The sequence below is a fragment of the Pseudoalteromonas sp. S1610 genome (assembly GCF_005887465.1).
Lineage (GTDB): Bacteria > Pseudomonadota > Gammaproteobacteria > Enterobacterales > Alteromonadaceae > Pseudoalteromonas > Pseudoalteromonas undina.
Genome location: NZ_PNDI01000010.1, coordinates 229,854 through 243,498 on the forward strand (window position 1 = coordinate 229,854; position 13,645 = coordinate 243,498).

The 13,645-nt window shown below is 39.9% G+C and carries 11 protein-coding genes; 7 read left to right on the forward strand and 4 right to left on the reverse strand.

The window, feature by feature from the left end; genetic code table 11:
- Positions 1 to 8 precede the first annotated feature (8 nt).
- Positions 9 to 1,238 carry an MFS transporter gene (locus CWB77_RS05775; RefSeq protein ID WP_055011497.1) on the reverse strand — a complete coding sequence of 410 codons (1,230 nt, stop codon included), beginning with the start codon at positions 1,236 to 1,238 and terminating at the stop codon, positions 9 to 11.
- 172 nt (positions 1,239 to 1,410) lie between these two features.
- On the opposite strand from CWB77_RS05775, the gene gtfA reads away from it, so the two are divergent.
- A complete protein-coding gene (gtfA, locus tag CWB77_RS05780; protein WP_138621764.1) occupies positions 1,411 to 2,883 on the forward strand; it encodes a sucrose phosphorylase in 1,473 nt (490 codons plus the stop codon).
- Positions 2,884 to 2,957: 74 nt separating this feature from the next.
- Here gtfA and CWB77_RS05785 read toward each other — a convergent pair whose 3' ends face one another.
- Together CWB77_RS05785 and CWB77_RS05790 are read right to left on the reverse strand one after the other, a co-directional pair.
- Complete coding sequence (locus CWB77_RS05785; protein WP_138621766.1) at positions 2,958 to 3,989, reverse strand: LacI family DNA-binding transcriptional regulator; 1,032 nt, start codon at positions 3,987 to 3,989, stop codon at positions 2,958 to 2,960.
- Between the two features lie 81 nt (positions 3,990 to 4,070).
- Positions 4,071 to 4,964 carry an AraC family transcriptional regulator gene (locus CWB77_RS05790; protein ID WP_010389287.1) on the reverse strand — a complete coding sequence of 298 codons (894 nt, stop codon included), beginning with the start codon at positions 4,962 to 4,964 and terminating at the stop codon, positions 4,071 to 4,073.
- Positions 4,965 to 5,158: 194 nt separating this feature from the next.
- On the opposite strand from CWB77_RS05790, the gene exaC reads away from it, so the two are divergent.
- The 6 genes from exaC to CWB77_RS05820 all read left to right on the forward strand — a co-directional run bounded on the left by exaC (position 5,159) and on the right by CWB77_RS05820 (position 10,508).
- Positions 5,159 to 6,679: an acetaldehyde dehydrogenase ExaC gene (gene exaC / locus CWB77_RS05795; protein WP_010389285.1), complete on the forward strand. Its 1,521-nt coding sequence runs from the start codon at positions 5,159 to 5,161 to the stop codon at positions 6,677 to 6,679.
- 326 nt (positions 6,680 to 7,005) lie between these two features.
- Complete coding sequence (locus tag CWB77_RS05800; RefSeq protein ID WP_109875142.1) at positions 7,006 to 7,611, forward strand: DUF998 domain-containing protein; 606 nt, start codon at positions 7,006 to 7,008, stop codon at positions 7,609 to 7,611.
- Positions 7,612 to 7,725: 114 nt separating this feature from the next.
- Positions 7,726 to 7,935 (forward strand): hypothetical protein, encoded by a 210-nt coding sequence (locus tag CWB77_RS05805; protein WP_054201355.1) that lies wholly within the window; start codon positions 7,726 to 7,728, stop codon positions 7,933 to 7,935.
- A 70-nt stretch (positions 7,936 to 8,005) separates the two neighbouring features.
- The gene (locus CWB77_RS05810; RefSeq protein ID WP_138621768.1) at positions 8,006 to 8,557 is read left to right on the forward strand and encodes a GNAT family N-acetyltransferase; all 552 of its coding nucleotides are present in this window, start codon (positions 8,006 to 8,008) and stop codon (positions 8,555 to 8,557) included.
- 43 nt (positions 8,558 to 8,600) lie between these two features.
- Positions 8,601 to 8,858 carry a hypothetical protein gene (locus CWB77_RS05815; protein WP_138621770.1) on the forward strand — a complete coding sequence of 86 codons (258 nt, stop codon included), beginning with the start codon at positions 8,601 to 8,603 and terminating at the stop codon, positions 8,856 to 8,858.
- A gap of 177 nt (positions 8,859 to 9,035) precedes the next feature.
- The gene (locus CWB77_RS05820) at positions 9,036 to 10,508 is read left to right on the forward strand and encodes a S41 family peptidase (protein ID WP_138621772.1); all 1,473 of its coding nucleotides are present in this window, start codon (positions 9,036 to 9,038) and stop codon (positions 10,506 to 10,508) included.
- Positions 10,509 to 10,581: 73 nt separating this feature from the next.
- Here the strand turns inward: CWB77_RS05820 and CWB77_RS05825 are convergent, their stop codons facing one another.
- Positions 10,582 to 13,575 (reverse strand): TonB-dependent receptor, encoded by a 2,994-nt coding sequence (locus tag CWB77_RS05825; protein ID WP_138621774.1) that lies wholly within the window; start codon positions 13,573 to 13,575, stop codon positions 10,582 to 10,584.
- Positions 13,576 to 13,645: the final 70 nt, after the last annotated feature.

Consider the following 13,645-nt stretch of genomic DNA (forward strand, 5'->3'; position numbering starts at 1 on the left):
TTGTTTGTTTACTCAGCGACTAAGTTACTTTGCTCTAATGCTGCTGCTGATGGGTCACGAATATAATTAAATAGCATAGCCAAAAATAATATGACTGCAAAACCCGTAGCTAAATAAAAACCGTAGCGTACGTGTCCAAAGTAATCGCTGATCATACCCATAAATAAAGGTGCTAAGGCGGCTGACAGTGCGGTAAAAAATAATATAACGCCGGCTACTGCACCGTGTTGATGCACAGGAAAACACGATATTCCCTTAGAGTTTAAAGTAGGGTAGACCATCGACATAAATAAACCTGAGAGAGGTAATAAAGCCACAGCCCAATCAACGCCGCCATAAAGAGTGCCAACGTAACACAGCGCAATGCCAAAGCTTAAGTAAGCCATAACTCCTTGCCAACTAAACCTATTCAGTAACCATACCGCAATAAAACGCCCTGCAGCACGTAACACAAAAAAGATTGTAAGTGCGTAAGTGGCCAGCAGCGGCCATGAGCCAGTGTAATCTTTTAGCAGAGTAGGCATCCACACGTATATGGCGACTTCGGTGGCAACATATAAAGCAATTGCAAGTGAAAAACCCAGTGCATAAGGATTTTTAACCATTTTTATAGTCGTTTTTAGTGAGGCTGGCTTATCTGTACTTTTTACCACAGCAGGGTAATCGGCACGCCAAGCAAGCAATGCCAAAATCAAACACATAATGCCAGCAATGATGTAAAGGTAAGTCCAACTTACATTTTGAACCAGTAGCACGCCAACTAAAGCAGGGCCAACAATGGCTCCAATGCCAAAAAAGCCTTCTACTTTATTCATGGTTTTGGTGTGCTCTTCGTTGCTATTAGAAATATCACCTAAAAGCGCCAATGCACCGGTTTTAAATAAACCAATGGCGAGGCCAATACAGCACAGTAAAAAAACAAAAAATATAAAGCTGCTGCTAATCGCAAACAAAAAACAACTTGCAGAGAATATTAATAAACCAAGCATAATCGTTTTTTTACGGCCAAGACTATCGGCTAAAAAGCCTAGAAATAATCCACTTATTGCAATCATGGCCATAGGCGCATAATGAAACGCACTGGCTTGGGTCATACTTAATCCAAAATCGCTTATGAGTTCGGGAATGATCATGCCAACGGCGTCAGAGGTCATGGCAAACATAAAAAACATCATGTATGTGAGCCAACGAATTTGTTGCAACGGATCGCTGCTTACGTGTGTGTGTGATTTTGTCATTTGCTTTTCCTCGTTAAATGCTTGGTAACACACATTAAGTCGTCAGTAACTTATTGTAGTATTAATCGAGCCACGATATTTGTATGTAAAATATTTAAAAATTACTTGTAAATTCTCACCTGCTAGTTAAAGATATATCTTAATCGATTAAGTTTCAACTTGGTAATCACACATGATGAAGAATAAAGTTCAATTGATCACATATGCTGATCGAATCACCGGTAAAGATATAAACGCATTAACAGCACTTCTAAAGGGTCCACTTAAAGACGTTTTTGCAGGGGTGCACTTATTACCATTTTATAACCCAATAGATGGTAGCGATGCAGGTTTTGACCCAATTGATCACAGTGAAGTTGATGCCCGAATAGGAACTTGGTCAGATATTCAAGTACTTGGAAAAGACCATGATTTAATGGCCGACTTAATAGTGAACCATGTATCGGCGCAATCGTTTCAATTTCAGGATGTGCTGGCCAAAGGCAAAGCCTCTGAATTTTGGGATTTATTTTTAACTAAAGAAGACGTATTCCCTAATGGCATGAGCAACCAAGAACAACAAGCCATTTACCGTCCACGGCCTGGAAGCTGTTTTACACCAATGAAATGCGGTGATGGTCAAACGTATGATTTTTGGACCACCTTTACTGACAACCAAATTGATATAAATGTAAAAGTAGAAGCAGGCATTGCCTATTTAAATAACGTACTTACTAAATTTTCTGCTAACAACGTAAACATTATTCGTTTAGATGCAGCGGGTTATGCCATTAAGCAAGCAGGTACTAACTGTTTTATGCTGGATGAAACATTTGCCTATTTAGATAAACTCTCAAAGCAGGCAAATGATTTAGGCATGGAAACCATTGCTGAAATTCATAGCCATTATCAAACTCAAGTTGACGTGGCTAAGCGCGTAAACATGGTGTACGACTTTGCCCTACCACCGCTTATTTTACATAGCTTATTTAATAATGACGTAGACGCACTGCTTAAGTGGTTACAAATTTCACCGCGTAACTGTTTAACTGTACTAGACACCCATGATGGCATTGGCATTATTGACGCGGGTCCAATGGGCGATAAACCTGGGCTGTTGAACGCATCTCAAATAGATAATCTAGTAGAAACCATGCATGCCAACAGCAATAACCAGAGCCGTAAAGCAACAGGTGCAGCTGCAAGTAACGTCGACCTATATCAAGTTAACTGTACGTATTACGATGCATTGGGCGCAAATGATTTTGATTACTTATTATCTCGCGCCATTCAATTTTTTGCACCGGGTGTACCACAAGTATATTACGGTGGTTTATTTGCTTGCAAAAATGATATGGAGCTTCTGGCGAGCACGAACGTTGGTCGTGATATTAATCGCCCTTATTTAGATGCCGCTAAAATAGATGAAGCGCTAAATAAGCCGGTAGTAAAAGGATTAATAGCGTTAATTAAAATACGTAATGAACACCCTGCATTTGCTGGTGAATTTACTGCTCAAGGTGGCGAAAATGTATGTTGTTTAATGTGGAAGCTTGAACAACAGTCAATTTCTTTGAGTATTGATTTTACAAGTCGTACCGCACTTATTACACAGGTTAATGGTGCTCAAGAAACCACTTTAAACTTACAAAGTTTATTAGTTTAAATAGCTTTATTTGTTGAAAACCAAAAAGCCAAGCAACTTAAGCTTGGCTTTTTTATCTGCGCTACTAACAGCACTCAGCTACTTGCACCAATATCGAGTGCGTAACCTACTTCGTGTTGTTTTTCTTCTTTAGAAATAAATAAGTTAGCAGCTATTACACCTTTTTCTTGGCTATTTTGATGAATAGTCGTAAGGCGAGGCACAAAACGGGCTGCTTCTTCTATGCCATCAAATCCAACAATACGTAGCTCATTCCCTATTTTTATCCCTTGTTTTATTGCTTCTCGCATGGTGGCGAGGGCGATTAAATCACTCATACATATAATCACATCAGGGCGTGGTGAGGCGTTTAATACTTCTTTTGCAGCTATGCTGGCAAAACGCTCGCTACTTTCAGGAATATTCCAAATGCGGTCGTCGGCTACAGTTACATTCGCTTCATTTAACGCACGCTGATAACCTCGTAAGCGTTGGTGAGAAATAGATTGACCCGTTTCAAACTCATGATGTTCGTAAACTCGGCACAATACATTTTCATCGAGTAATCTCAAGCCCAATATTGCCACGTTATCAGTTGCCCTGTGCAAAACATGTTTGGCTATTTCGTAACTGGCTTGTTCGTTGTTTATGTTAATTGATGCGTTGCGGGCAATATCAAAATCCACAGTAACCACATGTTTTTGTACTGTTTTTAGTTGCTCTACCAGTGCTTTATTTCGCGGGCGACCATAACAAATAAAGCCATCAACAAAATCAACAACGTTATTGAGATTGTCGCTATTGCCTGAAAACAATAAAACATTAATGCTGTTTTTTTCAAGCACTGAGGTTACACCACGCATAAAGCTACTGGCGACAGGGTCTGACACCATATATTCCACGCTATCTGGCAGCACTAAAGCAACAATATTAAATGTGCCACTTCGCAAAGATTGCGCCGCTTTATTAGGGCCATAATAACCGAGCTCTTTGCAAGCTTTAAGTATGGCTTCGCGTCGTTTAGCCGAGAGTTGATCAGGGCGATTAAACGCATTTGATACCGTAGCATTAGACACACCTAACTCTTTGGCGATACTTTTTAATGTCCAGCGGGTGGGTTTACTCATCAGCGACTCATTACTACTTAGCAGGAAATTAGTAAATTAACATATTAGGCTGTTTAATATAACAAAAACTGTTGCATTGAGTTAATGCCGACACTGTTTAGGTGCAATCCCAAAGGTTTGCTTAAATAAACGGCTAAAATGACTGGCGCTATTAAAACCAAGGTCGTAGCACACTTTACTTATAGCTTGGCCTTCTAATAAAAGCGTGCGGGCTTTTTTAAGCCTAAGTTGTTGCTGCCAAAGCGCAGGGCTGGTGCCAAAAGCGAGTTTAAATTGCTGGTAAAACTTACTACGACTCATACAAGTTATTTTGCATAATGTGTCTATGTCGAGTGTGTCGCTTAAATGCTCTTCAATGTATTGCAGTGCATCACTCACGTTACTTTTTAGACGCAGTTTATCGCAGTTGGCCATTAATAAATCGCGGCTTTGTTGTTGCAGTAAACGGGTGATCAATTCGTTTAACGATAAATCAATTAGGTAGTGTCGCTCGGCGCCTTGCTCACTAAATAAATGCACCATTCGCTCTAATAACTGCTGAGTTTGCGCATTATGTTGGGTATGCACTAAATTAGGGCTGTATTCAAATAAGGTATCACTAGCAAAGTTTTGCTGCATATTAAGCGCATTAGCCACATTGGTTATTTTATCTGTGCTGATTTCAATCGCTAAACAGGTGGTAGGTGAGTTGAGAGTTGCCTGTGGAAAATCAATCAGCACCCCTTGCTCGGGCGCTAATACAAACGATTCGTGGGGTAAAAACGCTTTATGATAATGACTATTCTCAACATGCATAATTTTCTTGCCACTGAGCATGGCACAAAACAGTAATTCGTTTGAATGCAGCGCCACTTTTTGCGCACTTTTATAAGTATCATAAATACTCAGTTCGCTGTTGTCGGCAGCAAAGCTCACTTTGTTTTCAATAAGTACATCAAGTTGTTGGCGTTTTTTATTTAACTGTGACGAATACATAATCAGCCTTTTTAATGATTAAATCGTTTGGACTCACAGACAATTTTTTTGGACTGCTAATCAAGTTTTTAAGCGCTTAATAGTCTAATGTCAATCAATACCGATTAAATATAAAGCAACTAGCTACATTACTCTAACAAGTTGCTGGTATTTCGGCTTAGACTTTTAGCTAACAACAACAAGAGAACACACATATGATTTACGCAAATCCAGGCACAGCAGACGCACTCATCACATTTAAACAGCAGTATGGTAACTATATTGGCGGCGAGTGGGTTGAACCCGTTAATGGCCAATACTTTGAGAATATTAGCCCTGTAAATGGCAAAGTGTTTTGTAAAATTCCCCGCTCTGACAAAGACGATATTAATTTGGCGCTTGATAAAGCGCATGCCGTAAAAACGCAGTGGGGCACAACCTCAGTTACCGAGCGCAGTAATATTTTATTAAAAATTGCTGATCGCATTGAACAAAATCTAGAGCTACTTGCAGTGGCCGAAACATGGGATAACGGTAAAGCCATTCGCGAAACCCTCGCCGCGGATATTCCACTTGCTGCGGACCACTTTCGTTACTTTGCCGGTTGCTTGCGTGCTCAAGATGGCAGTATTGGTGAAATAGACGAAACCACGGTGGCGTATCATTTTCATGAACCATTAGGTGTTGTAGGGCAAATTATTCCGTGGAACTTTCCAATTTTAATGGCTGCATGGAAACTAGCACCTGCACTTGCAGCTGGTAACTGTGTGGTACTTAAACCTGCTGAGCAAACACCCGCCTCAATATTAGTATTAATGGAAATTATTGGTGATTTACTACCCGGCGGCGTGCTAAACGTAGTAAATGGCTTTGGTAAAGAAGCCGGTGAAGCACTGGCAACTAATACGCGTATAGCTAAAATTGCCTTTACAGGCTCAACCCCTGTGGGTTCACATATTTTAAAATGCGCAGCTGAAAATATTATTCCTTCAACGGTAGAACTTGGGGGAAAATCACCTAATATCTTCTTTAACGATGTTATGGAAAAAGACGACTCATACCTAGATAAAGCAATTGAGGGCGCCATTCTTGCCTACTTTAACCAAGGTGAAGTATGTACTTGTCCATCACGCTTGTTCATTCAAGAAGATATTTATGAGCAATTTATAGAACGCATTTTAAAACGTACCAAGCAAATTAAACGCGGTAACCCGCTAGACAGCGAAACCATGGTAGGTGCGCAAGCCTCTAAAGCACAGTTTGATAAAATTTTAAGTTACATTGATATTGGCAAACAAGAAGGTGCTGAAGTACTCAGTGGCGGTCATGTTGAGCAACTTAGCGATGAGCTAAATGGTGGCTATTACATTCAACCTACTTTATTAAAAGGCACTAACGATATGCGCGTGTTCCAAGAAGAAATTTTTGGTCCCGTTATTTCAATGTCGACCTTTAAAGACGAAGCCGAAGCGCTCGAATTGGCTAACAGCTCAGAATTTGGTTTAGGCGCAGGTGTATGGAGCCGTAATATGAACCGCGCTTATCACTTTGGTCGCAAAATAGAAGCCGGTCGCGTATGGACCAACTGTTACCATATGTACCCAGCACACGCTGCGTTTGGCGGTTATAAAAAGTCTGGTATAGGCCGCGAAACGCACAAACTCGCTCTCGATCATTACCAACAAACTAAAAACTTATTAGTAAGTTACAGCGAAGATCCCCTTGGCTTCTTTTAATAAGGCGTTTTAGTTTAAACAAACAACCTATAAGTAATGAAAGCGCTGCATTGTTGTAGCGCTTTGTTTTTTTTAAAACTAATACTGATAGCATTTGATTAGTGGTTAATTATAATAATAAAGAAATGATTTATTAATGAGGCGAAATAAAACCTCAGTGAATCATGCACAAAGAGGGTAATAGGGCGCTGGGTTGAAAAAGTAGATTAAAGGTTCTAGCTCAGGGCTGTTTGTACAAGCTCACAGCTCGTCACTCGAAGCCGGCTCATTTTCTCCTCTGTGTTTAAAAAGGCTTTAGTGAATTAATCACAAAAAGGATTATGGTGATGTTTGAAACGATTGCGATTTATTCAGGGTTAATAGCCACATTATGGATATTCATTGGTGTTTATGTAGCAAGTCGGTTTTATAAAGGTTACAGCCATTCTAAACAATTTTGTAGTGAATTAGGTGCAACAGGAAGCCCAACTGAAAAACTGTCACCGCTAATTAATAATTATCCTTTAGGTTTTCTATTTTGCTTTTTTGGCTGGTATTTGGCGCAATTGGCTAATGTTTCTATATTGGTTAATATTGCTGGTTGGTTAGTTATAGTGCATGGTATTGGTACCTGGGTTGCGGGTTATTTTCCTATGGATGCTGACCCATTTACTAAACATCCAACTTTTAGCTGCAAGGTACATTCTTGGGCTGGTTTTATTATGTTACTTTCGCTGGTTGTAGCACCAATATTAATAGCTATTAGTCCAACCACAGAAGTTACCTCTCTATACTTTCGTGTTTTTTCAATTGTTTCTGTTATCGCTACATTTTATTATCTGTTTGCTATGGCTAAAGCAATAAAACTACAAAGTAAACCTGGTACCTATCAACGTATCTCCTATGGTATTCAATTAAGTTGGTTAAGTGTTTTTTCAATAGCATTAATTTAAAACAATCACTAGTGCCTATCATTTTTTTAAACGTTAGGCTTGTCAATCTAAGAAATACATCAGCATTGTGTTGATTTTAGCTCATTATTTGGGCTTATAAATTAAGGAAGACTCATGAATATAAACGATACTAAATTACGTTTTATTTTACTAAGAGGTCCTTTAGGCTGGGGAATTCCTACAGCTATTTTATTTCAATTAATCATGCACCTTACAGGTGAGCAAGATTTTTTTGATGGAATCATTTCATCTTTAATAATATTTCCTTTAGTAGGCATATTATTTGGATACTTTATGTGGCATTCAAAACATAAAAAGAACTAAATAACTGAGAGACCTACCTTAATTACTTGGTTTTTTGAAAGTTTTTAGCTGTAATTACAAGAAGGTTTGAGTGAAAATTTGTGAAACCCAAAGGTTGGTTATCCGGCCATTCTCAATTGATGATGTGCCGGCATTAAGTGAAATTCTTAGTGACGATGAAGTGATGAAATACTCAATTCGTGGTGTGTGCGATGAAGCCGCAACTGGTGAATTTATAAAGTGGTGTTTACAATGCTACGATTCATATGGTTTGGGCCCATGGGCACTAATAGATAAAAACAGCGATTTACTCATTGGATTTTGTGGTATTTCTCCACAAAATATCGCGGGTAACGAAGAGCCTAATTTAGGGTATCGATTAGCGGTCGATTTTTGGAATAAAGGGTTAGCATGCGAAGCGGCTAAAGGTGTTTTAAAGTATGTGTTTACGCAAACTACTCATCAATCCGTTGTTGTTATTATTGAACCTGAGCATATTGCGTCATTGAGAGTAGCAAAGAAAATTGGCTTTACAGATTATAGCAATCATGAATTTCACGGTCGTGCCGTACAGTTATATCGATTAACAAAGGCGCAGTGGAGTAAATGGACTTCTTTAGATGCTGCTTATGTAGCTACCTAAAGCTCAAGATAGTTAACGTTGGTTTGTTAAAAGGAGATTTTTAATGGATATAGATTCTCACATAGTTCAGCTTGAAAAAAATAACCGAAAGTTATTTAGTGCATCTCATTATTTGGGACTTACGATAGCGATGGCTGTTATTGTTTTGTTGTTAATGTTTTATTTCAGCCCATTGATAGGGCTTGCTTGTTCAGGTTTTGCTGCTTTCTTTTTAAACTTTTTCTATTCACAGTATACCTTTAGAAAACTCAACGCCCGCATAACACTACTGCAAATCAAAATTGAACAAACCGCTAAGTAAGCTGTTGCTCTTAATTTAAAGCCAGTTCATTTTACATTTTACTCATTGTTAGCTGCTTTTATTGTTGCTAAGTTATTGCTGTAAAAAAATTTGCTGATACTTATTGGATTTAAGATATTTTTAGTTCCACCAGATGAGTTTACAGTAATTATATAACCTAAGCTAAAATGGATTTTCATGAACATAAAAACAAAAATAGTTAGCCGTACTTTATTGAGTGCTTTATTAATTACGCCTACCTTGAGCATGGCAGAATTAGCAGTTACTCCTCAAACACCAGAGCAATGGCGCAGTGTTACTGATCGTGATATTGAAGCTGCTTACAGTATTTCGGCAAAAAACCATCCCGGTATGTTTGATCTTAACAATCCAGTCTTTCCTGAGCTATTAAAGCAAGCAAAAGCAGAAGCACTTGCACTGTCTGCTAAAGCGAGCGGGCCACAGGTTCATGTTGCGGCAATAGCGCGTTTTAGTACTGTGCTACAAGATGGTCATGCTGGTGTGTTTTCACGTGTTGAACGACCTGCTCGTCGCTGGCCTGGTTTTCGTGCAGTTTGGCGGGGTGATGCACTAAAAGTGTATTACAGTGAAACAGATAATATAAATAAAGGCGACGTGATAACTGGTTGCGATGGGCAAAGTACAGAGACGTTAATGCGACAAAGAGTGTTTAAGTTTCATGGACAGGTTACACAGCCTGGGCATTGGTGGCAGCAAGGTTGGCGGTTACTTGTTGATGAGGGCAACCCATTTTTAACACCTCTAAAAGAATGTCAATTTGTTAAAGCCAATGGACAATCCTACAGTAAAACCCTTGATTGGTCTGTTCAGCCACAGAGCGTAACTAAGCATTTAACACACGCCTATAATGGGGATGAGCTTGCAACCGATTTAACTTGGCCTGCACAAAACACTGCGTGGATTGCTATGCCTAGTTTTGCAAATAACGATAAGCAAACTAAAGATTACAATAACCTTTATAAGAAGGTGACGAGTCAACGTTCCAAGTTACTCAGTGCAAAAACGGTGGTTTTAGATCTTCGTCATAACCAAGGTGGCTCGTCGTATTGGAGCTTAACGCTTGCAAAAGCGTTGTGGGGTGAGCAGGTTGTTGAACAAAAAATGGATAGCTACTCACAAAATAGCCGGGTTTGGTGGAGAGCGTCAAAAGACAATACTAACTATGTAAAATCGTTAATTGACGTGGTAAAAGATCAACCTGAAGTTCATGAATTGATTAAAGAAATAGCAGCAGGTATGGCGCAGTCACTTGAAAAAAATAAGCCATTTTACATCGAAGAAAAGCAAAGTAAATCAAACCTAAGCGAAAGTACGGTACCAGTGAGTGACTTTAAAACACAGGTTCTTGTTATTGTACCGCCACAGTGTGCAAGTGCGTGTCTTGATGCCATTGATGTATTTAAGCAATTTACAAATACTCAGTTATTTGGCGCGCCAAGTAGTGCTGACTCATTGTATATGGATGTTCGATTAGCTGAGTTACCCTCAGGTTTAGGTAAAGTGATAGTGCCTAATAAAGTGTATGTGAATAGAGCAAGAGGAAAGGGCGATTATTATAAACCCGATATTGCCTATAACGATATTGATTGGACAACCGATAAGCTATTAGAAAAAATTAAACAGTTATAAAAAAAGCCGCTCAATGAGCGGCTTTGACTTTTCAACTATAAGGGGTAATCAAAAACTGTATTTGGGCAATGCATTAATTGCCCATAGAGTATCTAACGCCAAAGGCATAACGAGGACCGTATTGAGCCGCGCTTAAGAACTGGCTTTCGAAACGGCTAAATGAACGCTCGGTTTCGTTAGTTAAGTTCACACCTTCAAAGAATACCGTTGTGCTTTCGTTAACTTCGTAGTTAACACTAATATCCCACTGCAAGTACTCTTCAGCATATTGTGGCGGAGCCGTAGCACCTGAATCAGGTAAACCCTGGGCAATTAAGTACTCATCACGCCATGCACCGGTAATTTTTACCGATAAGCCATCTTTTTCATAAAAGCCTTGTAGGTTTGCAGAGTCACTTAGGCCAGCCAATACCGCTTGAGAGGCAAGGTAGTAGTTATCGTACTCAACATCACCATCAACAACGGTGGCATTGAAGCCCGCACCAAAGCCCGAGTCGCCAAACAAGTGCTGAACAGCAAATTCAAAGCCGTTCACTTTACGTGAGCCAACGTTTTCAGGTGAATTAATAGTCCATTCAATTAGCGGGTCGGTTGCTGGGTCTGGTAAGATACGGTTGTTTTCGCCAATACCCACACCATTAGCTACAATTTCATTGTAAATTGCAGTGTCAGTTGCTTGATCGCCACGACCTTCAATGGCGGCTACTGCGTTGTTCCAACGCTGACCTAAATACACATCGTGTAAGCCTTCAAATGTTGTTTTAACCTGCGTGTTATCAATCCAATTATCTACGTCTTTCCAAAATAGACCAATAGCAGCGTAGCTGCCTTCGCTGTAGTAATACTCAAGACTTAAATCTAAGTTCGTTGATTTAAATGGTTCTAAGTTTGGATTACCACGGCTACCACTTCTTGAATTTAATTTAGGTGAAGGTGTTAAAGCCAAGTTACCTAACATATCACCGAGTGTTGGTCTGGTGATTGTTTGACCCCATGAGGCGCGGGTCACTAGGTCATCCGTAAGATCGACTTTAATATCAATCATAGGAAGTAGTAAGTCGTATTGGCCTTCATAGTCTACTTCAACTAATTCGCCACCAGCGGCAAATTGAGTTAACCACTCTGAACCACCAGCCCAGTACACTTGTTCCGCTACACGGCTTTTAGCTGGGCTGACAATATCAGTTTCTTCATAACGAAGACCTAAATTTACAAATACTTCGTAGTCGCTAACGTCAAATACCCAATTACTAGAGAGATACACACTGATGGTTTCTTCTTCAACTTCGTTAGTTGGGAAGTTATCAAAGCTACCAATTCGGTAATAATCACTGCCAATAACATCTTCGGTTAAGTAAGCGCTTTGGCGAGCAAATGCTTCATCAAGGTCATAAGTGTAAGCATAACCAGGGGCTACGCCGTTAGGACCAAATGAAAACTCATCAAGGAATCCGCTTAAATCAACTCTTTCGAACATCGCATCCGGAAAAATTTCAGCGAATGTACCGTTGTTAAAGCCTGGTGCATTGGCGTTATTAGAACCACCCCAACCACTAAGTGTTTGTTTAGTGTAAGCCGCACCAAATTTTACAGTCTCAAGACCAATGTCTGTATAAGTAAATAACTTACCATCTAATTGCACTTGAGAAACTTCTGACTCACCCGGTGTTCTGGTAAAAATACTGAAGTTAGAACCAATTTGATTTGGACTCACTTCTTGTGTGCCATTGTTCCAATTAATATTGAAACCGGGCACATCGCCTTCGCGGAAAAAGTATTCTTTAGTCGAGAGATCGGCTGAGCCCAAAATAATACGGGCATTAGAGTTCAAGCCTGGATCTTTACCGTTATCTGTAGTGGTTTTTGAAGTATGGGCATCAAAGTTAAAACTTAGATTGTCTGTTGCTAACCATTCAACATTAATACCAGTTGCTTTTGAGTCTACTTCTGAGGTTTCACGAAATGCAGTGAATGATGCGTCATCGCCAGCTGAGTTATAGTAAATAGCGGTGCCGTTTTCATCTAGCTCATAGGCATTACCATTGCCGCCAAACGACCCATTCCAAATACCCCACGATAACGAGTTATTACCCGTTGTTGCATTTGAGATTGTGTGATCTAGTGTAAACGTTAAGTTATCTGTTGGTGCAAACTGAAAAGTGGCTTGCGCGTTTAAACGTTCACGCTGAATGTCGTCTTTTGCAAAGCTGACTTCTTGTGGGAAGAAAGCGGCAGATACAAATTCACCACTCTCCCCAGCGTTAGGGTCGAAAAACTGCTTCGCTGGATTGCCATCAGCATCCATTGGGCGGTTATCAATTATGTTTTCAGCATCAACCGATAGGTTAGGGTTGACTAACCAAGAGCGCACATTGGCTGCTTGGCGCTGAAAATCACGACGGTGGTAAGAAAAGTTAGCTGAAAAACCAAACATTTCGTCAGCAAACGTGTTGCTGTAAATACCTGCTACTTCAGGAGTAACCTCATCACCTTCTTCTACCGATGTATCGTGAATACCTTTAGCCATTAATGAAAATCGTTGACCCGGCTTCTGTAGAGGTTTAGCGGTAACAATATTTACAGTTGCACCAAGGCCACCTGTTGGTGTATCTGCACGCGCTGTTTTCATAACTTCAAGTGAGCTTACACCCTCCGATGATAAGTTCTCAAAGTTAAATGAGCGTGTAAAGCCTGTGCCCGCCATTTGACGGCCGTTAAGTGTTACAAGGTTAAATGATGGGCCAAAACCACGTACGGTAATTTGGCTACCTTCACCGTTTGAACGACTCACCGATACACCGGTTATACGCTGTAGTGATTCAGCTAAGTTAGTATCTGGAAATTTACCCATTTCTTCAGCAGAAATGGCATCGACCACGCCTGATGCGTCACGTTTTACATCCATTGAACGAATGAGTGAGCCACGAATACCTTTTACTTCAATAACTTCTAGTTCAGGTTCGGCAGTATTTTCTTGCGCAGCGTAAGCGAAGTTAAATGTGCTTGCAGCGATGATAAGTGACACAGAAGCCGCTAGTGGGCTTTTTTTAAACTTATTTGTGTTCATAATTGCTCTGCTTTTACTTAATTTATTACGGTAAGTAGGTACTTGTAATTTAGTACCTACCACTGAATTA

What these genes read in the sequence shown, in the direction of transcription:
- CWB77_RS05775 (WP_055011497.1), bottom strand. Translation starts at nt 1,238, where the DNA reads ATGACAAAATCACACACACACGTAAGCAGCGATCCGTTGCAACAAATT.
- gtfA (WP_138621764.1), top strand. Translation starts at nt 1,411, where the DNA reads ATGATGAAGAATAAAGTTCAATTGATCACATATGCTGATCGAATCACC.
- CWB77_RS05785 (WP_138621766.1), bottom strand. Translation starts at nt 3,989, where the DNA reads ATGAGTAAACCCACCCGCTGGACATTAAAAAGTATCGCCAAAGAGTTA.
- CWB77_RS05790 (WP_010389287.1), bottom strand. Translation starts at nt 4,964, where the DNA reads ATGTATTCGTCACAGTTAAATAAAAAACGCCAACAACTTGATGTACTT.
- exaC (WP_010389285.1), top strand. Translation starts at nt 5,159, where the DNA reads ATGATTTACGCAAATCCAGGCACAGCAGACGCACTCATCACATTTAAA.
- CWB77_RS05800 (WP_109875142.1), top strand. Translation starts at nt 7,006, where the DNA reads ATGTTTGAAACGATTGCGATTTATTCAGGGTTAATAGCCACATTATGG.
- CWB77_RS05805 (WP_054201355.1), top strand. Translation starts at nt 7,726, where the DNA reads ATGAATATAAACGATACTAAATTACGTTTTATTTTACTAAGAGGTCCT.
- CWB77_RS05815 (WP_138621770.1), top strand. Translation starts at nt 8,601, where the DNA reads ATGGATATAGATTCTCACATAGTTCAGCTTGAAAAAAATAACCGAAAG.
- CWB77_RS05820 (WP_138621772.1), top strand. Translation starts at nt 9,036, where the DNA reads ATGAACATAAAAACAAAAATAGTTAGCCGTACTTTATTGAGTGCTTTA.
- CWB77_RS05825 (WP_138621774.1), bottom strand. Translation starts at nt 13,575, where the DNA reads ATGAACACAAATAAGTTTAAAAAAAGCCCACTAGCGGCTTCTGTGTCA.